This window comes from Micromonospora sp. WMMD754 (assembly GCF_049315235.1).
Lineage (GTDB): Bacteria > Actinomycetota > Actinomycetes > Mycobacteriales > Micromonosporaceae > Micromonospora > Micromonospora sediminicola.
Map to the genome: position 1 here is coordinate 4,982,563 of NZ_CP186058.1, position 24,142 is coordinate 5,006,704.

Genomic DNA, 24,142 nt, shown 5'->3' on the forward strand with positions numbered 1-24,142 from the left:
GGACGGCGATGACCGACGTACTGATCGTGGGCTACGGCCCGGTGGGCCAGGTGGCCGCGATCCTGCTGGCACAGCGCGGCTTCACGGTGCGGGTGCTGGAGAAGTGGACCACCCCGTACAGCATGCCGCGCGCGGTCTCCTACGACGGCGAGGCCAGCCGGATCCTCGCCGCCTGCGGCGTGGCCGACCGGCTCGCCGACGTGACCGAACTGTCCGGCGAGTACACCTGGAAGAACGGCTTCGGCCGGACCCTGCTGCACGTGCGCGCCGCCCCCGACGGGCCGGCCGGCTGGCCCGACTCGACGTCGTTCTACCAGCCCGGCCTGGAGGACCGGCTGGCCGAGCGCGGCGCGGCGCTGTCCGGGGTGGAGGTGCGCCGGGGCGTGGAGGTCACCGGGCTGGCCGACCACGGCGACCGGGTCGAGGTGAGCGCCGTGGACGGTGACGGCGGGAGCCACACGTTCACCGCCTCCTGGGTGCTCGGCTGCGACGGCGCGAACAGCTTCGTCCGGGGTTGGCTCGGCTCAGGCGTCACCGACCTGGACTTCACCCACGACTGGCTGGTCTGCGACGTGGTGCTGCACACCCCGCGCGAGTTCCGGCCGAACAACCTGCAGATCTGCGACCCGGCCCGCCCGCGTACCGCCGTCTCGGCCGGGCCGGACCACCGGCGGTGGGAGTTCATGCGGGTGCCGGGGGAGACCTTGGAGGATTTCCGCACCGAGGCCAGCGCCTGGCGGCTGCTCGGCCTGTTCGACATCACCCCGGACAACGCCCGGCTGGACCGCTACGGCGTCTACACCACCCAGGCCTGCTCCGCCGACCTGTGGCGGCGCGGGCGGGTGTTCCTGGCCGGCGACGCCGCGCACGTCATGCCGCCGTTCCTCGGGCAGGGCATGAGTTCCGGCTTCCGCGACGTGGTCAACCTGGCCTGGAAGCTGGACCTGGTGCGCCGGGGCCTCGCCGGTGAGGCGCTGCTGGACACCTACCAGGTGGAGCGGCGGGCGCACGTGCAGCACGCGATCCGGATGTCCATGGACTCCGGGGCGGTGATCTGCGAGACCGACCCGAAGAAGGCCGCCGGCCGTGACTCGGTGATGCTGGCCGCGCTGCGCCGGCGTACCCAGCAGCGGCACGTCCGGTCGCTGCGCGAGGCGATCGTCGACGGCGTGCTGCACCGCGACGCCGACGGCACGCCGACGCCGCGTGCCGGGGAACCCGCGCCGCAGGGCCGGGTGTCCGTCGGCGGGCGCACCGGCGGCTTCGACGACGTGGTGGGCGTCGGCTTCGTCCTGCTCACCCGGGAACCGGCCGCGCTCGACCCGGACGCCGCCGCGTTCCTCGACGACCTCGGCGCGTACCGGCTGACCGTGCGGCCCGCCGACGGCGACGCGGCGGCCGACGACCTGGTCGACCTCGACGGCGCGTACCTGTCCTGGCTGGGCGGCGCGGACGCCGCCCTGATCCGTCCGGACTTCTACCTCTTCGGCGCGGCGACCGGGCCCGACGCCGCGGCGACAGTGGTGGCCGACCTGCGCCGGCAGGTCTCCGCCCCCGCCCTGCAGCCCTGACCATCCCCTTCCAGCCCTGAGGAGCTGACATGCTGGAGAACCTCCGCACCCTCGGCCGGGTCGTCCGGACCCTGGCCACCAAGGACCCGGTGACCCGGGTCCGCCGGTTCTACGAGATCCAGTCGCCGGACGTCGAGTTCGCCGCCCGCACCTCCCGCTACATGAACGTCGGCTACTGGGAGGAGGGCGTCACCAGCATCGACGTGGCCGGCGAGGCGCTGGCGAACAAGCTCGCCGACGCCGCCGGGTTCAAGCCCGACGACACCGTCCTGGACGTCGGCTTCGGCTACGGCGACCAGGACTTCGCCTGGCTGCGGGACCGCCGGGTGGCCCGGGTGCACGGCATCAACGTCACCCCCCGGCACGTCGAGCACGCCCAGGAGCGGGCCCGCCGCGAGGGTCTGGCCGACCGGGCCGACTTCCGGCTCGGCACCGCCACCGCCCTGCCGTTCCCGGACGCCAGCGTGGACCGGGTGGTGGCGCTGGAGTCGGCGTTCCACTTCCACCCGCGCAGCGCGTTCTTCGCCGAGGCGCTGCGGGTGCTGCGGCCGGGCGGCACGCTGGCCACCGCCGACATCATCCCGCTGAGCAACGACACGCCGCGCATGTCGATCAACTCGGGTCCGTTGAGCTTCGTCAAGTTCAGCCTGCCGGACGAGAACTGGCACGACCGCCGGACCTACGGCGAGCAGCTCACCGAGGCCGGGTTCGGCAACGTCGAGGTCCACTCCATCGCCGACCGCACCTGGGAGGGCTGGCGGCGGTTCCAGGCCGCCCGCCCCGCCGACCCGGCGTTCCGCGCCGCCGTCGACGGCAGCGCGGTCAAGGGCATGGCCAACCACTGGCGCGACGCCGACCTGATCAAGAAGGAGCTGGGGCTGCTCGACTACGTCATCGCGGTGGCGCAGAAGCCCTGACCGACCGCGGCCCCCGCCGCCCGGGCCGGGCGGCGGGGGCCGGCGCCGGTCGCGGCCCGCCTTGTCAGCCGACCGCCGTGCGGGTCAGCGCCGCCGAGAGGGTACGCAGGATCGCCGGCTGGTGCTGTGCCAGGAAGAAGTGGCCGCCCGGGAAGACGTGCAGGTCGAAGGGGCCGGTGGTGTGCTGCGCCCACGCCTTCGCCTCGTCCACCGTGGTCTTCGGGTCGGCGTCGCCGGTGAACACCGTGACCGGGCAGGTGAGCTTCGGGCCGTCGGCGTACGTGTAGGTCTCCGCCGCCCGGTAGTCGCTGCGGATCGCCGGCAGCGCCGCCCGCAGCATCTCCGGGTCACCGAGGATCGCCGAGTTCGTGCCGCTGAGCTTCCGCACGTCGGCCAGCAGGCCCTCGTCGTCGAGCAGGTGCACGGTCTCGTGCCGGTGGCACGACGGCGCCCGCCGGCCGGACGGGAACAGGTGCGCCACCGGCGCACCGGTCGCCGCCTCCAGCAACCGTGCCACCTCGAAGCCCAGCGTCGCGCCCATGCTGTGCCCGAAGATCGCCAGTGGACGGTCCGTCCACGGGCGCAGCACGTCGGTCACCTGCCGGGCCAGCTCGCCGATGGTCGGCACGCAGGGCTCCTGGCGGCGGTCCTGCCGGCCCGGGTACTGCACGCTGAGCACCTCCACGGCGGGCGACAGCGCCCGGGACACCGGGAAGAAGAAGCTCGCGGACCCGCCGGCGTGCGGCAGGCACACCAGGCGCGGGGCGCCCGCCGGGGCCGGGTGGAACCGGCGTACCCACAGGCCGTTGTCGTGGTCGGTCATCGTCACGCGGTCCTTCCGGCGGTGGCGCCCGCGACGGGCGCCAGGGCGGTCCACCGGACGCTAGCCGCGTCGCCGCCGGCCCGGCCACCCCTAGCCGACCGGCCGTACGGGTTAGGGGTTGTCGCAGCTCAGCGCGACGCCATAGCTTCCCCGCAGAGGGGACCCGTGGCTCCCGGATGACGTGTGCGCGCCGGACAACGGCCGGTCCCCGCCGACCAAGGGCCAGGTTGATGGACACCGAAGAGAAGCTCCGGGAGTATCTGAAGAGGGTCACCACCGACCTGCGGCGGACCCGGCAACGGCTCCGCGACGTCGAGGACTCCGCCCACGAGCCGATCGCCGTGGTCGGCATGGCGTGCCGCTTCCCCGGCGGGATCACCTCGCCGGACGCGCTCTGGGACCTGGTCGCCGCCGGCGGCGACGCGATCGGCCCGTTCCCCGACGACCGGGGCTGGGACCTGGCCACCCTCTACGACCCGGACCGGGAACGCCCCGGCACCTCGTGCGTGCGGGAGGGCGGCTTCCTGACCGACGCCGCCGACTTCGACCCGGCGTTCTTCGGCATCTCGCCCCGGGAGGCCCTCGCCATGGACCCGCAGCAGCGGCTGCTGCTGGAGGTGTCCTGGGAGGCGTTCGAGGCCGCCGGCGTGGATCCCACCGCGCTGCGCGGCGGGCGGGTCGGTGTCTTCGCCGGCCTCACCCACGCCGACTACGCCGCCGGCGCCGCCGACGTGCCCGACGGCGTCGCCGACTACCTCGGGCTGGGCAGCGCCGGCAGCGTCAGCTCCGGCCGGGTGTCCTACGCCCTCGGTTTCGAGGGGCCGGCCGTCACGGTGGACACCGCCTGCTCGTCGTCGCTGGTCGCGCTGCACCTGGCCGTGCGGTCGCTGCGGTCCGGCGAATCCGACCTGGCCCTGGCCGGCGGCGTGACCGTGCTGCCCACGCCGTCGATCTTCGTGGACTTCACCCGGCAGAACAACCTTTCCCGCGGCGCCCGGTGCCGGGCGTTCGCCGACGCCGCCGACGGCACCGCCCTCGGCGAGGGCGTCGGCGTGCTCCTGGTCGAGCGCCTCGCCGACGCCCACCGGCACGGCCACCGCGTCCTCGCGGTGGTACGCGGTTCGGCGGTCAACTCCGACGGCGCGTCGAACGGCCTGACCGCGCCGAACGGGCCGTCGCAGCAGCGGGTGATCCGGGCCGCGCTCGCCGACGCCCGGCTCTCCGCCGCGGAGGTGGACGTGGTGGAGGCGCACGGCACCGGCACCACGTTGGGTGATCCGATCGAGGCGCAGGCACTGCTGGCCACGTACGGGCAGGACCGGTCCACGCCGTTGCTGCTCGGCTCGGTGAAGTCGAACATCGGCCACGTCCAGACCGCCGCCGGCGTGGCCGGTGTGATCAAGATGGTCCAGGCCATGCGGCACGGCACGGTCCCGGCGACGCTGCACGTCGACGCGCCGTCGTCGAAGGTGGACTGGTCGGCGGGAGCGGTGGAGCTGGCCACGTCGGCGCGGCCCTGGCCAGCGGCGACCGACCGGCCCCGCCGGGCCGCCGTGTCCTCGTTCAGCATCTCCGGCACCAACGCCCACGTGATCCTGGAGGCGCCCGAGCCGGTCGCGGACGACGCGGCCGTGGGCACGGCACCGCCGGTCCTGTCGTGGACGGTGTCGGCGCGTTCGGCGCCGGCCCTCGCCGCCCAGGCCGCGCGGCTGGTCGACCACCTCCGGGACCGGGACGACGTGTCGCCGGTCGAGGTCGGCTGGTCCCTGGCGGCCGGGCGTGCGGCGCTGGAGCATCGGGCCGCGGTGGTCGGCGTGGACCGGGACGCGTTGCTGGCGGGCCTGTTGGCGCTGGCCGAGGGCGGGACGGCGCCGGGTGTGGTGTCGGGCGAGGTGGTGTCGGGTCGGCGGGCGGTGGTGTTCACCGGTCAGGGCTCGCAGCGCGCCGGGATGGGCCGGGGGTTGTACGCGGCGTTTCCGGTGTTCGCTGAGGCGTTCGACCGGGTGTGCGGGGCGTTCGAGGGTCGCCTGGATCGGTCGTTGCGGGAGGTGGTGTTCGAGGGCGGGGACCTGCTGGATCGGACGGTCTACGCGCAGGCGGGGTTGTTCGCGGTCGAGGTTGCTCTGTGGGAGTTGCTGTCGTCGTGGGGTGTGCGGGTCGACTACCTCGCCGGGCATTCGATCGGTGAGGTGACCGCCGCGCATGTGGCGGGGGTGCTGTCGCTGGACGACGCGGTCGGGTTGGTGGCGGCGCGCGGTGCGTTGATGCAGGCGCTGCCGGCCGGCGGCGGGATGCTGGCGGTCGGGGCGTCGGAGGAACAGGTTCGCGCGCTGCTGCGCTCGGGTGACGCCACGGCGGGCTCCGCCGCCTCGGCGGGTGGGCCGCTGCGGGCAGCCGAGGGTGTCGGCGCGCAGCCGATTGTGGGCGGCACGGGTGGTGGTGTCGACGTGGCGGCGGTGAACGGTCCGTCGTCGGTGGTGCTGTCGGGCGCTCTGGTGGATCTGGACCGGGTGGCGGGGGAGTGCGTCGCGCGGGGTTGGCGGGTGAAGCGGTTGGCGGTGAGTCACGCGTTCCACTCGCGTCTGATGGAGCCGATGCTGGACGACTTCCGGGCCGCGATCGCCGACCTGGACTGGCGGTCGCCGACGCTGCCGATCGTGTCGAACCTGACCGGGCGGCTCGCCGAGCCCGACGACATCGCGACACCCGAGTACTGGGTGCGGCACGTCCGCGAGGCGGTCCGCTTCGCCGACGGCGTCACCACCCTGCACGACCTCGGCGTGACCACGGTCCTGGAGGTCGGGCCGGACGCCACGCTGACCGCGATGGCCGCCGACGTGCCCGCCGACCGGGTCGTGCACCACGTTCCGGCGCTGCGCAGGGACCAGAGCGAACCGCTGGCGCTGACCACCGCGCTGGCCCGGCTGCACGTCACCGGCACCCCCGTCGACTGGGCCGCCTGGTACACCGTGGACGGCGACCGGCCCGCCACCGTCGACCTGCCCACCTACGCCTTCCAGCACCAGCGGTACTGGATCGACGCCCGCGCCTCCGGACACGACACCGCCGGTCTGGGCGCCCGCGCCACCGGGCACCCGCTGCTCGACACCGCGCTCGTCACCGCCGCCGGCGACGTCCGCGTCCACGGCGGCCGGCTGTCCGTGCGTACCCAGCCCTGGCTCGCCGACCACGTGGTCCGCGGCCGGGTCGTCGTCCCCGGCACCGCGCTCGTCGAACTGGCCCTGCACGCCGGCGCGCAGGCCGCCTGCGACACCGTCGAGGAACTGACCCTCGCCGCGCCGCTCGTGCTGCCCGACGACGGCGCCCGGGCCCTCCAACTGCACCTGGCCGCCGCCGACGAGCAGGGCCGGCGTCGCATCACCGTCCACTCCCGGCCCGCCGACGACCCGCACGCCGACTGGACCGCCCACGCCGACGGGATCCTCGCCCCCGGCGCCGGCGAGACCGCCGAACCGCTGACCGGGTGGCCGCCATCCGACGCCACCCCCGTGCCGGTCGAACCGGTCTACGCCCGCCTGCGTGACCTCGGCGTCGAACACGGGCCCACGTTCCGGGGGCTGCGCGCCGCCTGGCGTACCCCCGACGGGGCCGCCGCGGAGGTGGAACTGCCCGACGACGCCGACACCGCCGGGTACGCGCTGCACCCGGCGCTGCTCGACGCCGCGCTGCACGTCGTCGGCCTCACCGACGACGACGCCACCGACGACGCCGGGGCCCGCCTGCCGTGGGCGTGGAGCGGCGTCAGCCTCGCCGCCGAGGGTGCCACCCACCTGCGGGTACGCCTCACCCGCAGCGGTCCCGCCACCACGCTCACCCTCGCCGACGCCACCGGCGCGCCGGTGGCCCGCGTCGACTCCCTGGTGTCCCGACCGCTCGCCGCCGAACAGCTCGACGCCGGCGCCGCCGACCTGCCCCTCTACGACCTGCGCTGGAACCCGGTGCCGCCGCCGGCCCGACCGGCCGCCGGGATCGTGCCGCTGGACCCGGCGACGGGCCTGGCCGCGCTGGACGACGACGCCCGGCTGGTGCTCGTGCCCGCCGGTGACGCCCCGGCAAGCGACCCGCTCGCCGCCACCCGCGCCCGGCTGGCCGCCACCCTCGCCCTGCTCCAGGAATGGCTCGCCGACGACCGGTTCGCCGGCCGCCGGCTCGTGGTGTGCACCCGGGGCGCGGTACCCGCCGACGGCACGGTCACCGACCTCGCCGGCGCCGCCGTGTGGGGGCTGGTCCGCGCCGCCCAGCTCGAACACCCCGGCCGGCTCGTCCTCGCCGACCTCGACGGCGACGACCCCGAGCTGCTGGGCCGCGCGCTCGCCGCCGACGAGCCGCAGGTCGCGCTCCGCGACGGCCGGCTGCTCGTGCCGCGCCTCGCCCCGGCCGAACCCGACCCGACCGGCGCCGTCGACCTCGTCCCCGACGGGACGGTCCTGGTCACCGGCGCCACCGGCGCGCTCGGCGGCCTCGTCGCCCGGCACCTCGTCACCCACCACAAGGTCCGCCACCTGCTGCTGGTCGGCCGCCGCGGCGCCGACGCGCCCGGCGCCGCGGACCTGCTCGCCGACCTCACCCGTCTCGGCGCCCGGGCCCGCCTGGCCGCCGCCGACGTGGCCGACCGCGCGCAGCTCGCCGACCTGCTCGCCGGCGTCCCCGCCGAACACCCGCTCGCCGGTGTGGTGCACGCCGCCGGCACGCTCGACGACGCGGTGGTCACCGCGCTCACCCCGGAGCGGGTCGACGCCGTGCTGCGGCCCAAGGCCGACGCCGCCTGGCACCTGCACGACCTCACCCGCCACCTCGACCTGCCCATGTTCGTGCTGTTCTCCTCGATCGCCGGTCCGCTCGGCGCGCCCGGGCAGGGCAACTACGCGGCCGCCAACGCCTTCCTCGACGGTCTCGCCCACCAGCGGCGCGCCGCCGGACTCGCCGCCACCTCGCTGGCCTGGGGACCGTGGGCCGAAGCCGGCGGGATGACCCGGGACCTGGGCGCCGCCGGCCGGGACCGCCTCACCCGCCAGGGCATCGTCGCGCTCACCACCGACCGGGCGCTCGCCCTCCTCGACGCCAGCCGGCGCGGCCGGCGTCCGCTGCTGCTCCCCGTCCACCTCGACCTGGCGACGCTGCGTACCCGCGTCGGCCGCGACCAGCTGCCGGCGCCGCTGCACGGCCTCGCCGGCGGGCCCGCGCGCCGCGTCGCCGCGGCCGGCGGCGGCCTGCGCGACCGGCTCGCCGGGGCGTCCGCCGAGGACCGCGCCCGCCTGGTCGCCGAGCTGGTCGCCGGCCAGGTCGCCGACGTGCTCGGGTACGCCTCGGCAGCGGCGGTCGGCCCCGAGCGTTCCTTCACCGAACTCGGCTTCGACTCCCTCACCGCGGTCGACCTGCGTAACCGGCTCACCACCCGGACCGGTCTCGCGCTGCCGGCCACGCTGGTCTTCGACCACCCCACCCCGGCCGCCCTCACCGGGCACCTGCTGACGCGGCTCGGACCGGCCCCGGCCGCGCCCACCCTCCTCGACGAGCTGGACCGCCTCGAGGCGGCGTTCGCCGCCACCCCGGCCGACACGCTCGCCGAGCTGACCGCCGACGAGGAGACCCGCGCCGCCGTGGCGGCGCGCCTGCGGGCCCTGCTCACCCGCTGGGACGGCGACGGCGGCGAGGTCGCCGCCACCCTCGACGACGCCAGCGACGACGAACTGTTCGACTTCATCGACAGCCGCTTCGGCCGGTCCTGACCCGCGACAGGTGAATCCCGATGGCGAACGAAGCCAAGCTCCGTGAGTACCTCAAACGCGTCACCGCCGACCTGCACGAGACCAGCGAACGGCTGAGGGCCGCCGACGCCAAGGACCACGAGCCGATCGCGATCGTCGGGATGAGCTGCCGCTACCCCGGCGGTGTCCGGTCGCCCCAGGAGTTGTGGGACCTCGTGGCCGGCGCCGGCGACGGCATCACCGGGTTCCCCACCGACCGGGGCTGGGACACCGAGCGGGCGTACGACCCGACGGGGGAGCGGCGGGGCAGCACGTACGCCCGGGAGGGCGGCTTCCTGCATGACGCCGGGAACTTCGACCCGGAGCTGTTCACCATCTCCCCGTACGAGGCGCTGGCGATGGACCCGCAGCAGCGGCTCATGCTGGAGGCGTCCTGGGCGGCGATCGAGGACGCCCGGATCGACCCGCTGTCGTTGCGGGGCAGCCGGGTCGGCGTCTTCGCCGGCATGATGTACCACAACTACGCGGCGACCCTCGACGACGTCCCGGACACCCTGGACGGTTTCATCGGCGGCGGCACCGCCAGCAGCGTCCTGTCCGGCCGGGTCGCCTACACCCTCGGCCTGGAGGGCCCGGCGCTCACCGTCGACACCGCCTGCTCGTCCTCGTTGGTCGCGCTGCACCTGGCCGTGCGGTCGCTGCGCGCCGGCGAGTCCGTTCTCGCGCTCGCCGGTGGCGTCACCGTGATGACCACGCTGGAGACGTTCGTCGACTTCAGCCGGCAGCGCGGCCTGGCCCCCGACGGTCGGTGCAAGTCGTTCGCCGAGGGCGCCGACGGCACCGGCTGGTCCGAGGGCGTCGGCGTGCTGCTCCTGGAACGACTCACCGACGCCCGCCGGCACGGCCACCGCGTCCTCGCCGTGGTGCGCGGTACGGCGGTCAACCAGGACGGGGCGTCGAACGGGCTCACCGCACCGAACGGCCCGGCGCAGCAGCGGGTGATCCGGGCGGCCCTCGCCTCGGCGCGGCTGTCGCCCGTCGAGGTGGACGTGGTGGAGGCGCACGGCACCGGCACCACGTTGGGTGATCCGATCGAGGCGCAGGCACTGCTGGCCACGTACGGGCAGGACCGGTCCACGCCGTTGCTGCTCGGCTCGGTGAAGTCGAACCTGGGCCACACGCAGGCCGCCGCCGGGGTGGCCGGGATCGTCAAGATGGTCCTCGCCATGCGGCACGGGGTGGTGCCGCCGACGCTGCACGTGGACGCGCCGTCGTCGAAGGTGGACTGGTCGGCCGGGGCGGTGGAGCTGGTGACGTCGGCGCGGCCGTGGCCGGCGACCGATCGGCCCCGGCGGGCGGCGGTGTCGTCGTTCGGCATCTCCGGCACCAACGCCCACGTGATCCTGGAGGCGCCCGAGCCGGTCGCGGACGACGCGGCCGTGGGCACGGCACCGCCGGTCCTGTCGTGGACGGTGTCGGCGCGTTCGGCGTCGGCGCTCGTGAACCAGGCGGCCCGGCTGGTCGATCACCTGCGGGGCCGGGACGACGTGTCGCCGGTCGAGGTGGGCTGGTCCCTGGCGACGACCCGCGCCGCGTTGGAGCATCGCGCGGCGGTGGTGGGTGCGGATCGGGACGCGTTGCTGGCCGGGTTGTCGGCCCTCGCGCAGGGCAGGTCCGCTGCCGGTCTGGTATCGGGTGAGGTGGTGTCGGGTCGGCGGGCGGTGGTGTTCACCGGTCAGGGCTCGCAGCGCGCCGGGATGGGCCGGGGGTTGTATTCCGCGTTTCCGGTGTTCGCGGCGGCGTTCGACCGGGTGTGCGCGGCGTTCGAGGGTCGCCTGGATCGGTCGTTGCGGGAGGTGGTGTTCGCGGGCGGGGACCTGCTGGATCGGACGGTCTACGCGCAGGCGGGGTTGTTCGCGGTCGAGGTCGCTCTGTGGGAGTTGCTGTCGTCGTGGGGTGTGCGGGTCGACTACCTCGCCGGGCATTCGATCGGTGAGGTGACCGCCGCGCATGTGGCGGGGGTGCTGTCCCTGGACGACGCGGTCGCGTTGGTGGCGGCGCGCGGTGCGTTGATGCAGGCGCTGCCGGCCGGCGGCGGGATGCTGGCGGTCGGCGCGTCCGAAGACCAGGTGCGGGCGCTGCTGCGGCCGGGTGTCGCTACGGCTGCGGGCGCCGATCCGGCGGACGGGCCGCTGCGAGGACCCGACGGTGCCGTGGCGGAGCCGGTGGTGGCCGGCGCGGGTCCGGGTGGCGGCGTCGACATCGCGGCGGTGAACGGCCCGTCCTCGGTGGTGCTGTCCGGCGCCGTCGCCGACCTGGACCGGGTGGCGGGGGAGTGCGCGGAGCGGGGTTGGCGGGTGAAGCGGTTGGCGGTGAGTCACGCGTTCCACTCGCGTCTGATGGAGCCGATGCTGGACGGGTTCCGGGCCGCGATCGCCGACCTGGACTGGCGGACGCCGACGCTGCCGATCGTGTCCAACCTGACCGGGCGGCTCGCCGAGCCCGACGACATCGCGACACCCGAGTACTGGGTGCGGCACGTCCGCGAGGCGGTCCGCTTCGCCGACGGCGTCACCACGCTGCACGACCTCGGGGTGGGCACGGTCCTGGAGGTCGGGCCGGACGCCACGTTGACCGCGATGGCCGCCGACGTTCCCACCGACCGGACCGTGCACCAGATCCCGGCGCTGCGCCGCGACCAGGACGAGGTGACCGCGCTGACCACCGCGTTGGCGCGGCTGCACGTCGCCGGCACCCCCGTCGACTGGACGGCCTGGTACAGCGTCGACGGCCGCCGGCCCGCCACCGTCGACCTGCCCACCTATGCCTTCCACCACCGGCGCTACTGGCTCGACGCCCGCACCCGCCACCCCGACGCGGACCCGGACGACGCCGCGTTCTGGCGGGTCGTCGACGACGAGGACGTGGACGGCCTGGCCACCGCGCTCGCCGTCGACCCCGACGCGCCCCTCGCCACCGTGCTCCCCGCCCTCTCCGCCTGGCGCCGCCGCCAGGAGGACGACGCCACCCTCGACTCCTGGCACTACCGCGTCACCTGGCAACCGCTCGCCGAGACCGGTCGCGCCGACGACGGCGACCTGCTGCTCGTCGTACCGCAAGGGGCGGACGGACCGGCCCGGCAGTGGGCCGACGCGCTGGCCGGGCCCGGCGTCCGGACACTGACCGTGCCCGCCGGCCACGGCCGCGCCGACCTCGCCCGCGACCTCGGCGCGCTCGCCGCCCCCGGCGCCGTGCTGTCCCTGCTCGGCCTGACGTCCGGAACACACCCGGACAGCCCCTCCGTGCCGGTGGGGCTCGCCGACACCGTCACGCTCGCCCAGGCGCTCGGCGACGCCGGCGCCGCCGCGCGGCTCTGGGTCGCCACCCGCGCCGCCGTCGCCGCCGACCCCGACGACACCGCGGTCGACCCCGACCAGGCGCTGCTCTGGGGCCTCGGCGGCGCACTGCGCGCCGAACACCCGCACCGCTGGGGTGGGCTCGTCGACCTGCCCCCGACGGCCGACCCGCCCGCCGCCACCCGGGTGCGCCGGCTGCTCGACGGCGACCCGGCCGAGGACCAACTCGCGGTACGCGGCACCGGGGCGTACGCCCGGCGGCTGGTCCGGGCCGGACGGCCGGCCGGCGCCGGGCGGAGCTGGACGCCGCGCGGCACCGCGCTGGTCACCGGCGGCACCGGCGCGCTCGGCGCGCACGTCGCCCGGGCCCTGGCCGCCGCCGGCGTCGACCATCTCCTGCTGGTCAGCCGGCGTGGACCCGACGCGCCCGGCGCCGCCGACCTGGTCGACGAGCTGACCGCGCACGGCACCCGGGTCACGGTCGCGGCCTGCGACGTCGCCGACCGCGACGCGGTACGCGACCTGCTCGCGACCGTCCCCGCCGACGCGCCGCTGCGCACCGTCGTGCACACCGCCGCCGCCCTGGACGACACCGTCACCGACGCGCTCACCGTCGGCCGGATGGCCACCGCGCTGCGGGCCAAGGTCGACGCCGCCCGCCACCTCGACGAGCTGACCCGCGAGCACGACCTGACCGCGTTCGTGCTCTTCTCCTCCCTCGCCGGCACCATGGCCGGACCCGGGCAGGGCAACTACGCGCCCGGCAACGCCTGGCTCGACGCGCTCGCCCGACGCCGCCGCGCCGACGGGCTGCCCGCCACCTCCCTCGGCTGGGGACTCTGGGCCGACGGCGGGGTCAGCGCCGGCGAGTTCGAACGTCGGATGGCGCGCGGCGGCGTCCGGGCCATGGACCCCGCCCGCGCCGTCCGTTCCCTGCACCGGGCGTTGGACCGGGACGAGACCCACGTCGTCGTCGCCGACGCCGACTGGGACCGGATCGCCGCCACCGCCGGCCCCCGGCCCGACCCGCTGATCCGCGACCTGCTGACCGCGCCGGCCGTCGCCGGCACCGACCGGGCCACCAGGCTGCGCGGACGGCTGGCCGCACTCACCCCGGCCGAGCGGCGGGACACGCTCGGCGACCTGGTCCGCGCCGAGATCGCCGCCGTGCTCGGCCACGACGACGCCGACGCGGTGCCGGCCCGGCGCGCGTTCCGCGACCTCGGTTTCACCTCGCTCAGCGCCGTCGAACTGCGCAACCGGCTCGCCGCCGCCACCGGCCTCACCCTGCCGGCCACGCTCGCCTTCGACCATCCCAACCCCGAGGCCCTGGCCGCCCACCTCGTGACCGAACTGTCCGGCGGGTCGGCCGCCACCACCGACACACCGGTACGTCCCGTCGACGACGACCCGATCGCCGTCGTCGGCGTGGCGTGCCGCTTCCCCGGCGGGGCGGACTCCCCGGACGCGTTCTGGCGGCTGCTCGCCGACGGCGTCGACGCCATGTCCGACCTGCCGACCGACCGGCACTGGGACCTGGGCGCGCTGCCACCCGACGTGACCCGCGGCGCGTTCCTGGCCGACGCCGCCGCGTTCGACGCCCACTTCTTCGGCATCTCGCCCCGCGAGGCGGTCGCCATGGACCCGCAGCAGCGGCTGCTGCTGGAGACCGCCTGGGCGGCGATCGAGGACGCCCGGATCGACCCGGCCGGCCTGGCCGGCCAGCGCGTCGGTGTCTTCGCCGGCACCAACGGGCAGGACTTCGACCACCTCATCCGCTACGGCGGCGAACACCTCGCCGGCTACGGCGCCACCGGGGCCTCCGCCAGCGTGCTCTCCGGCCGGGTGTCGTACGCGTTCGGCTTCGAAGGGCCGGCGGTCACCGTGGACACCGCCTGCTCCTCCTCCCTGGTGGCGCTGCACCTGGCCGCCCAGTCGCTGCGCGCCGGGGAGTGCGACCTGGCCCTGGCCGGTGGCGTGACCGTGATGGCGACCCCGGGCGCGTTCGTCGAGTTCTCCCGGCAGGGCGGCCTCGCCGCCGACGGCCGGTGCCGGTCGTTCGCCGAGGGCGCGGACGGCACCGGCTGGGGTGAGGGCGTCGGCGTGCTGCTGGTGCAGCGTCTCTCCGACGCCCGCCGTGACGGCCGGCGGATCCTCGCCGTGGTGGCCGGCTCCGCGATCAACTCCGACGGCGCGTCGAACGGCCTGACCGCGCCGAACGGGCCGGCGCAGCAGCGCGTCATCCGCGCCGCGTTGGCCGACGCGCGCCTGTCCCCGGGCGACGTGGACGTGGTGGAGGCGCACGGCACCGGCACGACGCTGGGTGATCCGATCGAGGCGCAGGCGCTGCTGGCCACGTACGGGCAGGAGCGGGCCGAACCGTTGCTGCTCGGGTCGGTGAAGTCGAACGTCGGCCACACCCAGGCCGCCGCGGGCGTGGCCGGTCTGGTCAAGATGGTCCTCGCGATGCGGCACGGGGTGGTGCCGCCGACGCTGCACGTGGACGCGCCGTCGTCGAAGGTGGACTGGTCGGCCGGAGCGGTGGAGCTGGTGACGTCCGCGCGGCCATGGCCCGTGACCGGCCGGCCGCGGCGGGCGGCGGTGTCGTCGTTCGGCATCTCCGGCACCAACGCCCACGTGATCCTCGAAGCACCCGAGCCGACCGTGCCCCGGCTGACGCCGACATCGGGTTCGTTCCCCGTCACGCCGTGGCTGCTCTCGGCCCGGACGGCCCCCGCCCTCGCCGACCAGGCCGCCCGGCTGGCCGACCACCTGCGGGCGAACGACGACCTCCCACCGGCCGAGGTCGGCTGGTCCCTGCTCACCTCGCGCACCGCGATGGAACACCGCGCCGCCGTGCTCGGCGCGGACCGGGACGCATTGCTGGCCGGTCTGTCCGCCCTCGCCCAGGGCGGGACGGTGCCGGGTGTGCTGACCGGTGAGGTGGCGTCCGGCCGTCGGGCCGTGCTGTTCACGGGTCAGGGTTCGCAGCGCGCCGGCATGGGCCGGGGGCTGTACGAGGCGTTTCCGGTGTTCGCTGAGGCGTTCGACCGGGTGTGCGGGGCGTTCGAGGGTCGCCTGGACCGGCCGTTGCGGGAGGTGGTGTTCGACGGCGGGGAGCTGCTGGACCGGACGGTCTATGCGCAGGCCGGGTTGTTCGCGGTCGAGGTTGCTCTGTGGGAGTTGCTGTCGTCGTGGGGTGTCGGTGCCGACTTCGTCGCGGGGCATTCGATCGGTGAGGTGACGGCCGCGTACGTGGCGGGGGTGTTGTCGCTGGAGGACGCGGTCGCGTTGGTGGCGGCGCGGGGGTCGTTGATGCAGGCGTTGCCCGGCGGTGGCGGGATGCTGGCGGTGGGCGCGTCGGAGGATGAGGTTCGCGCGCTGCTGCGGTCCGGTGACGCCACGGCGGAGGTTGCCGAGTCGGCGGACGGGCGGCTGTGGGGAGTCGACGGTGCCGGGGCAGAGCCGGTCGTGGGTGGCCCGCCGGTCGTCGCCGGCACCGGCAGCCAGTCGGCGAGCGTGGCCGGGTTGGGTGGCGTCGACGTGGCGGCGGTGAACGGTCCGTCGTCGGTGGTGCTGTCGGGCGCTCTGGTGGATCTGGACCGGGTGGCGGGGGAGTGTGTCGCGCGGGGTTGGCGGGTGAAGCGGTTGGCGGTGAGTCACGCGTTCCACTCGCGGTTGATGGAGCCGATGCTGGACGGGTTCCGGGCCGCGATCGCCGGCCTGGACTGGCGGTCGCCGACGCTGCCGATCGTGTCCAACCTGACCGGGCGGCTCGCCGACCCTGACGACATCGCGGGCCCGGACTACTGGGTGCGGCACGTCCGGGAGGCGGTCCGCTTCGCCGACGGCGTGGCCACGCTGCACGACCTCGGGGTGAGCACGGTCCTGGAAGTCGGGCCGGACGCCACGTTGACCGCGATGGCCGCCGACGTCCCGGCCGACCGGACCGTGCACCACATCCCGGCGTTGCGCCGTGACCAGGACGAGGTGACCGCATTGACCACCGCGTTGGCGCGGCTGCACGTCGCCGGCACCCCGGTCGACTGGACGGCCTGGTACAGCGTGGACGGCCGCCGGCCCGCCACCGTGGACCTGCCCACGTACGCCTTCCAACGCACCCGGTACTGGCCGGAGCCCACACCCACGACACGAACCGGCACCGACCTCGACGACCGGTTCTGGGCGGCCGTCGAGCAGGAGGACCTCAGCGGCCTCGGCGCCGAGCTGCGGCTCACCCCGGACCAGCCGCTGCGGGACCTGCTGCCGGCGCTGGCGCGCTGGCGGCGGACGGGACGGGAGCACGCCGCCGCCGACTCGTGGCGCTACCGGGTGCGGTGGCGGCCGCTCACCTCCGTACCCCGGCCGGCCCTGACCGGGACGTGGCTGGTGCTGGCCGGGCCCGGCCGGACCGACCCCCCGCTGGTCGACCGGATGACCGGGTACGGCGCCCACGTCGTGCCGGTGACCCTCGACGGTGCCACCGACCGGCAGAGCCTCGCCGACCGGCTCCGCGCCGCCGCCGTCGGCGGTGCCGTCGCCGGGGTGCTGTCGCTGCTCGACGCGGCCCCGGAGACGGCGCTGACGGTCGCGCAGGCCCACACCGACAGCGGCGTCGGCGGACGGCTGTGGTGGCTGACCCGCAACGCCGTGGCCGTCAGCGCCACGGACACCCCCGCCGAGCCCGCCGCGGCGGCGACCTGGGGCCTGGGCCGGGTGGCCGCGCTGGAGGAGCCGGGCCGGTGGGGTGGCCTGGTCGACCTGCCGGCCGAGGTCGACGAGCAGGCCGTGCGGCGGGTGTGCGCCGTGCTGGGCGGTGTCGAGGATCAGGTGGCGGTGCGGTCGTCGGGGGTGTTCGGGCGGCGGTTGGTCCGGGCGTCCGGGGATCCGGTGCGGCGGGAGTTCCGGTTCGCCGGGACGGTGCTGGTGACCGGTGGTACTGGTGCGCTGGGCGGTCGGGTTGCCGAGTGGGCGGCCGGCGTCGGTGCGGAGCATCTGGTGCTGACCAGCCGGCGCGGCGAAGACGCCCCCGGCGCGACCGAACTGGCGGAGCGGCTGCGGAAGCGCGGTGTGCGGGTGACGGTGGCCGCGTGTGACGTGGCGGACCGGGACGCGTTGGCCGGGCTGCTGGACGGGCTGGCCGCGGCCGGCGATCCGGTCCGGGCCGTCGTGCACGCCGCCGGCGCGCCGCAGTTCACCCCGCTCGCCGCCGTCACCACCGACGAACTGCGGGACGTGCTGCGCGCCAAGGTCGACGGCGCCGGCCACCTCGACGCGTTGCTGCCCGACGGGCTGGACGCGTTCGTGGTGTTCACCTCCATCGCCGGGGTGTGGGGCTCCGCCGGCCAGGCCGGCTACGCCGCCGCCAACGCGTACGCCGACGCGTTGGTGGCCCGCCGCCGCGCGCGCGGCGCCGCCGGTACCGCCGTGGCCTGGGGACCCTGGGCCGGCGGCGGCATGGCCGCGCGGGGCGAGGCGCGGGAGGCGCTGGCCCGGCGCGGCCTGCCCGCGATGGACCCGGACCTCGCGGTCACCGCGCTGCACCGCGCGCTCGACCGCGACGACACGACGGTGGTCGTCGCCGACGTCGCCTGGGACCGGTTCGCCGCCACGTTCACCGCCCTGCGGTCCAGCCCACTGCTGGACGACCTGCCCGAGGCCCGACCCGCGCCGGTCGCGCCCGGCGAGCGGACCACCCCACTCGCCCGCCGGCTCGCCGCCCTCACCCCGAGCCGGCGCGACGGCCACCTGCTCGACCTGGTCCGCGCCCAGGCCGCGGCCGTGCTCGGCCACCCGAGCGCCGACGCGGTGGCCGCCGACCGTGCGTTCCAACGGCAGGGCTTCGACTCGCTGACCGCCGTCGAGCTGCGCAACCGGCTCGCCACCGAGACGGGCCTGGCGCTGCCCAGCACGCTCGTGTTCGACCAGCCGACCCCGGCGGCCCTCGCCGCCTACCTCGCCGCCACGCTGACCGGCGAGCCGGCGGCGGCGGACGGACCGGCGGCCCGTGTCGCCGTCGACGACGACCCGATCGTGGTCGTCGGCATGGCCTGTCGCCTGCCCGGCGGCGTCACCAATCCCGACGAGCTGTGGGACCTGCTCGCGGCCGGACGCGACGGCATCTCCGACTTCCCCCTCGACCGCGGCTGGGACCGGTTCCTCGCCGGCCGGCTCACCGACACCTCGTTCCCCCGGCAGGGCGGATTCGTCTACGACGCGGGCGCCTTCGACGCCGACTTCTTCGGCATCTCTCCACGCGAGGCCCTCGCGATGGACCCGCAGCAACGGCTGCTGCTCGAAGCCGCCTGGGAGGCGGTCGAAAACGCCGGCATCGACCCCGCCCGGCTCCGCGGGGAACGCGTCGGCGTCTTCGCCGGCGCCGGCTTCCAGGGGTACGCCTCGACGGCGATGGGCCGCGACCAAGAGGTCGGCGGGCACCTGCTCACCGGCACCGCCACCAGCGTGCTCTCCGGTCGGGTCGCCTACACGCTCGGCTTCGAGGGGCCCGCGCTGACCGTGGACTCGGCCTGCTCGTCGTCGCTGGTCGCGCTGCACCTGGCCGCCCAGTCGCTGCGCAGCGGCGAGTGCACGCTCGCGCTCGCCGGTGGCGTGACCGTGATGGCCTCACCGGCCACCTTCGTCGAGTTCTCCCGGCAGGGCGGCCTCGCCGCCGACGGTCGATGCCGGTCGTTCGCCGAGGGCGCGGACGGCACCGGCTGGGGTGAGGGCGTCGGCGTGCTGCTGGTGCAGCGTCTCTCCGACGCCCGCCGCGACGGCCGGCGGATCCTCGCCGTGCTGCGCGGCTCGGCGGTGAACTCCGACGGCGCGTCGAACGGGCTCACCGCCCCCAACGGACCGGCGCAGCAGCGCGTCATCCGCGCGGCGCTGGCGAACGCCGGGCTGTCCCCGTCCGACGTGGACATGGTGGAGGCGCACGGCACCGGCACCACGCTGGGCGACCCGATCGAGGCGCAGGCGCTGCTGGCCACGTACGGGCAGGAGCGCGCCGGCACGCCGCTGCTGCTCTCCTCGATCAAGTCCAACATCGGCCACGTCCAGGCGGCCGCCGGAGCGGCCGGTGTCATCAAGGCGGTCCTCGCGCTGCGGCACGGCCTCGTCCCGGCCACCCTGCACGTCGACCGGCCGTCGTCGAAGGTGGACTGGTCGGCCGGCGCGGTCGACCTGGTCACCTCCGCGCGGCCGTGGCCGGCGGTGGACCGGCCCCGCCGGGCGGCGGTGTCCTCGTTCGGCATCTCCGGCACCAACGCCCACGTGATCCTCGAAGCACCCGAGCCGGCCGGCGACGGCGGCTGGGCCGGCGCGATGGAGACGGCCGTCCCGTGGCTGGTGTCGGCGCGATCGACGGAGGCCCTGGCCGCCCAGGCGGCCCGGCTGGCCGCCCACCTCCGGGACCGGGACGTGTCGCCGGTCGAGGTCGGCTGGTCCCTGGCGACCGGCCGTGCGGCGCTGGAGCATCGGGCCGCGGTGGTCGGCGTGGACCGGGACGCGTTGCTGGCCGGGCTGTCCGCGCTGGCCGAGGGCGGGACGGCGCCGGGTGTGGTGTCGGGTGAGGTGGTCTCCGGCCGGCGGGCGGTGCTGTTCACCGGTCAGGGCTCGCAGCGCGCCGGCATGGGCCGGGGGCTGTACGCCGCGTTCCCCGTGTTCGCGGACGCGTTCGACCGGGTGTGTGCGCTGTTCGACGGTCGGCTCGACAGGCCGTTGGGGAAGGTGGTGTCCGAGGGCGGGGACCTGCTGGACCGGACCGTCTACGCGCAGGCCGGGTTGTTCGCGGTCGAGGTGGCGTTGTGGGAGTTGTTGTCCTCGTGGGGCGTCGGCGCGGACTTCGTGGCGGGGCATTCGATCGGTGAGGTGACCGCCGCGCACGTGGCCGGCGTCCTGACCCTGGACGATGCGTGCGCGTTGGTGGCGGCGCGGGGGTCGTTGATGCAGGCGTTGCCGTCCGGCGGCGGGATGCTGGCGGTCGGGGCGTCGGAGGATCAGGTCCACGAGCTGCTCCGGTTGGGCGGGGCCGCTCGACGGGCGTCCGCTCCCGTCGACGCGGTGGACATCGCGGCGGTGAACGGCCCGTCGTCGGTGGTGCTGTCCGGTGCCGTCGCTGACCTGGACCGGGTGGCGGGGGAGTGCGTGGAGCGGGGTTGGCGGGTGAAGCGGTTGGCGGTGAGTCACGCGTTCCACTCGCGTCTGATGGAGCCTATGCTGGACGGGTTCCGGGCCGCGATCGCCGACCTGGACTGGCGGTCGCCGACGCTGCCGATCGTGTCGAACCTGACCGGGCGGCTCGCCGAGCCCGACGACATCGCGACACCCGAGTACTGGGTGCGGCACGTCCGGGAGGCGGTCCGCTTCGCCGACGGCGTCACCACCCTGCACGACCTCGGCGTGACCACGGTCCTGGAAGTCGGGCCGGACGCCACGCTGACCGCGATGGCCGCCGACGTTCCCACCGACCGGACCGTGCACCAGATCCCGGCGCTGCGCCGCGACCAGGACGAGGTGACCGCGCTGACCACCGCGTTGGCGCGGCTGCACGTCGCCGGCACCCCGGTCGACTGGACGGCCTGGTACAGCGTCGACGGCCGCCGGCCCGCCACCGTCGACCTGCCCACCTACGCGTTCCAGCACCGGCGCTACTGGCTGATCGACCAGGACGGCCCGGTGGGCGGCACCGCCGAGGCGGCCGACGACGGCTTCTGGGCCGCCGTCGAACGGGCCGACCTCACCCCGCTCGATCCCCGGTTCCGCACCGACCAGCCCGTCGCCGACCTGCTGCCGGCGCTCGCCCGGTGGCGGCGGGCCGGCCGGCGACGCGCCACCGCCGACGCCTGGCGGTACCGCGTCGACTGGCAGCCCGTACCGGAGACGACCACGCCGGCGCTGGCCGGCACGTGGCTGCTGCTCGTGCCGTACGCCGGGGTCGACGACGCGGTGGTCGCGGCTTTGACCGACGGGATGACGACGGCCGGCGCGACCGTACGGCCGGTGCCGGTCCACGGGCCGGCGGACGACCGGGACCTGCTCGCCAAGGCGCTGCGCGACGGCGACGTGGCCGCCGGGGTGGTGTCCCTGCTCGCGCTCGCCGGCGCGGGCCCCGGCGCCGCGCTGGCCACCGTCCAGGCCGTCGCGGACGCCGGCCTGTCCGGGCCGGTGTGGTGGCTGACCCGGGGCGCGGTCGCGGTCGGCGCGTCCGACCGCCCGGTCGACCCGGTCGCCGCCGGCACCTGGGGCCTCGGCCGGGTGGCCGCGCTGGAGGAGCCCGGTCGCTGGGGTGGCCTGATCGACCTGCCGGCCGAGGTCGACGAGCAGGCCGTGCGGCGGGTGTGCGCCGTGCTGGGCGGTGTCGAGGATCAGGTGGCGGTGCGGTCGTCGGGGGTGTTCGGGCGGCGGTTGGTGCGGGCGTCCGGTGACTCGGCGCGGCGGGAGTTCCGGTTCGCGGGCACGGTGTTGGTGACCGGCGGTACCGGCGCGCTGGGCGGTCGGGTCGCCGAGTGGGCGGCGGGCGTCGGTGCGGAGCATCTGGTGCTGACCAGCCGGCGCGGTGAAGACGCCCCCGGCGCGACCGAGTTGGCGGAGCGGCTGCGGGAGCGGGGCGTGCGGGTGAGCGTGGCCGCGTGTGACGTGGCGGACCGGGACGCGCTCGCCGGGCTGCTGGACGGGCTGGCCGCGGCCGGCGACCCGGTCCGGGCCGTCGTGCACGCCGCCGGCGCCGCCCAGGCCACCCCGCTGGCCACCATGACCGGCACCGAGCTGGCCGACGTGCTCCGGGCCAAGGTCGACGGCGCGGCCCACCTCGACGCGCTGCTGCCCGACGGGATGGACGCGTTCGTGGTGTTCTCCTCCATCGCCGGGGTGTGGGGCTCCGCCGGCCAGGCCGGCTACGCCGCCGCCAACGCGTACCTCGACGGGCTGGTGGCCCGCCGCCGGGCACGCGGCGCCGCCGGCACCGCCGTGGCCTGGGGGCCGTGGGCCGGCGGCGGCATGGCCGCGGGCGAGCAGCGCGACCAGCTCGCCCGGCGCGGCCTGCCCGCGCTCGCCCCGGACCTCGCGGTCACCGCGCTGGGAAGCGCACTCGACCGGGACGACGCGGCGGTGGTCGTCGCCGACGTCGCCTGGGACCGGTTCGCGCCGTCGTTCACCGCCCGCCGGCCCAGCCCGCTGCTCGCCGGCATCCCCGAGGCCGCCACCGACCCGGCCGGGCCGCCGGCCACCGACGCGGGCGCGCCGAAGGCGCTGCGCGACCGGCTCGCCGCCGCCGGCGCGGTGGAGCGGGAGCGGACGCTGCTCGACCTGGTCCGCGCGGCGGCGGCCACCGTGCTCGGGCACCGCACCCCGGCCGCGATCCGGGCCGGGCGCGGCTTCCTCGACCTCGGCTTCGACTCGCTCACCGCCGTGGAACTGCGCAACCGGCTCACCGCCGAGACCGGCCTGACAATGCCCACCACGCTGGTCTTCGACCACCCCACCCCGGCGGCGCTCGCCGCGCACCTGGGCCGGGAACTGCTGCCCGCCGGCCCCGCCGACCCGGTCACCGACGGCATCGACCGGCTGGCACGGCTGCTCGACGCGGTGCCCGACGACCGGCGCGCCGCGGACGTCACGCGCCGGCTGGAGGACCTGCTGTCGCGCTGGCGGGGCGGCCCGGCCACCCCGCCGCCCGCCGACGACCTGGCCGCCGCCGACGAGGACGACATCTTCGCCATCATCCGACAGGAGTTCGGCAAATCGTGACCGGCAGCAGCGGGCGGTTGCTCGCCATCAGCGACCTGCACGTCGGGTACGCGGAGAACCGCGCGCTGGTCGAGCGGCTGCGCCCCGACCACGACGACGACTGGCTGATCGTCGCCGGCGACGTCGGCGAGTACCTGCACGACGTCGAGTGGGTGCTCGGCCTGCTCGCCGACCGGTTCGCCCGGGTCGTCTGGGCGCCCGGCAACCACGAGCTGTGGACGCCCCGCGACGACCCGGTGCAACTGCGCGGCGAGGCCCGCTACCGGCACCTGGTGGACCTGTGCCGGCGCCTCGGCGTGCGCACGCCCGAGGACCCGTACCCGGTGTGGGACCCCGACGGCGACCCGGTGCTGGTGGTGCCACTGTTCGTCGGGTACGACCACTCGTGGCGGCCCCCGGGCACCTGGAACCGGGCCCAGGCGCTGGCGCGGGCGTACGAGACCGGGGTGGTGTGCACCGACGAGATCCTGCTGCACCCCGACCCGTACCCGAGTCGCGACGCGTGGTGCCGGGCCCGGGTCATCCGCACCGAACGGCGCCTCGACGCCGAGCGCGGCGGCCTGCCCACCGTGCTGGTCAACCACTACCCGCTGGTCCGCGAACCCACCCGGATCCTGCGGCACCCCGAGTTCGCCCAGTGGTGCGGCACCGACCTCACCGCCGACTGGCACCTGCACTACGAGGCCCGCGTCGCCGTCTACGGGCACCTGCACATCCCGCGCAGCACCCGCTACGACGGGGTGCGGTTCGAGGAGGTGTCCGTCGGCTACCCGCGCGAGTGGCGCCGCCGCGCCACCCCGCCCGGACGGCCCCGGGCGATCCTGCCCACCCTCGCCGGGCAGCTCCGCTGACCGTCCCGCCGGGACCGTCGCGACCGACGCCGGGCACCCCGCCGGCGAGGTGAATGAGGGGTCCGTAGGGGTTGGGGTCGCAGCTCAGCGCTCAGTAGCGTCCATGCACGGTGACGGGCCGGGTGCCGGTGTACCCCCGTCACCGTCGG

Annotated in this window: 6 protein-coding genes; 5 read left to right on the plus strand and 1 reads right to left on the minus strand. The window is 76.1% G+C overall.

Going from position 1 to position 24,142, the window contains the following annotated elements; translation table 11 throughout:
- The first annotated feature begins 8 nt into the window (after positions 1 to 8).
- Positions 9 to 1,571, plus strand: coding sequence for a bifunctional 3-(3-hydroxy-phenyl)propionate/3-hydroxycinnamic acid hydroxylase (locus tag ACN27B_RS24030; RefSeq protein WP_422741577.1), 1,563 nt, complete (start codon positions 9 to 11; stop codon positions 1,569 to 1,571).
- A gap of 29 nt (positions 1,572 to 1,600) precedes the next feature.
- Complete coding sequence (locus tag ACN27B_RS24035; RefSeq protein ID WP_355525918.1) at positions 1,601 to 2,488, plus strand: SAM-dependent methyltransferase; 888 nt, start codon at positions 1,601 to 1,603, stop codon at positions 2,486 to 2,488.
- A 64-nt stretch (positions 2,489 to 2,552) separates the two neighbouring features.
- On the opposite strand, the gene ACN27B_RS24040 is transcribed toward ACN27B_RS24035, so the two are convergent.
- Positions 2,553 to 3,311 (minus strand): thioesterase II family protein, encoded by a 759-nt coding sequence (locus tag ACN27B_RS24040; RefSeq protein WP_422741578.1) that lies wholly within the window; start codon positions 3,309 to 3,311, stop codon positions 2,553 to 2,555.
- A 227-nt stretch (positions 3,312 to 3,538) separates the two neighbouring features.
- Here ACN27B_RS24040 and ACN27B_RS24045 point away from each other — a divergent pair, with 227 nt between their 5' ends.
- From ACN27B_RS24045 to ACN27B_RS24055, 3 genes are read left to right on the plus strand one after another with little or no spacing between them, the layout of a single operon-like run.
- Entirely contained in the window at positions 3,539 to 9,061 is a 5,523-nt protein-coding gene (locus ACN27B_RS24045) for an SDR family NAD(P)-dependent oxidoreductase (RefSeq protein ID WP_422741579.1), read from the plus strand.
- 20 nt (positions 9,062 to 9,081) lie between these two features.
- Positions 9,082 to 23,142 carry a type I polyketide synthase gene (locus tag ACN27B_RS24050; RefSeq protein ID WP_422741580.1) on the plus strand — a complete coding sequence of 4,687 codons (14,061 nt, stop codon included), beginning with the start codon at positions 9,082 to 9,084 and terminating at the stop codon, positions 23,140 to 23,142.
- Positions 23,136 to 23,993 (plus strand): metallophosphoesterase family protein, encoded by an 858-nt coding sequence (locus ACN27B_RS24055; protein WP_422746057.1) that lies wholly within the window; start codon positions 23,136 to 23,138, stop codon positions 23,991 to 23,993. Before ACN27B_RS24050 ends, ACN27B_RS24055 begins: the two co-directional genes overlap by 7 nt.
- Positions 23,994 to 24,142 lie beyond the last annotated feature (149 nt).

What these genes read in the sequence shown, in the direction of transcription:
- ACN27B_RS24040 (WP_422741578.1), bottom strand. Translation starts at nt 3,311, where the DNA reads ATGACCGACCACGACAACGGCCTGTGGGTACGCCGGTTCCACCCGGCC.
- ACN27B_RS24050 (WP_422741580.1), top strand. Translation starts at nt 9,082, where the DNA reads ATGGCGAACGAAGCCAAGCTCCGTGAGTACCTCAAACGCGTCACCGCC.
- ACN27B_RS24035 (WP_355525918.1), top strand. Translation starts at nt 1,601, where the DNA reads ATGCTGGAGAACCTCCGCACCCTCGGCCGGGTCGTCCGGACCCTGGCC.
- ACN27B_RS24030 (WP_422741577.1), top strand. Translation starts at nt 9, where the DNA reads ATGACCGACGTACTGATCGTGGGCTACGGCCCGGTGGGCCAGGTGGCC.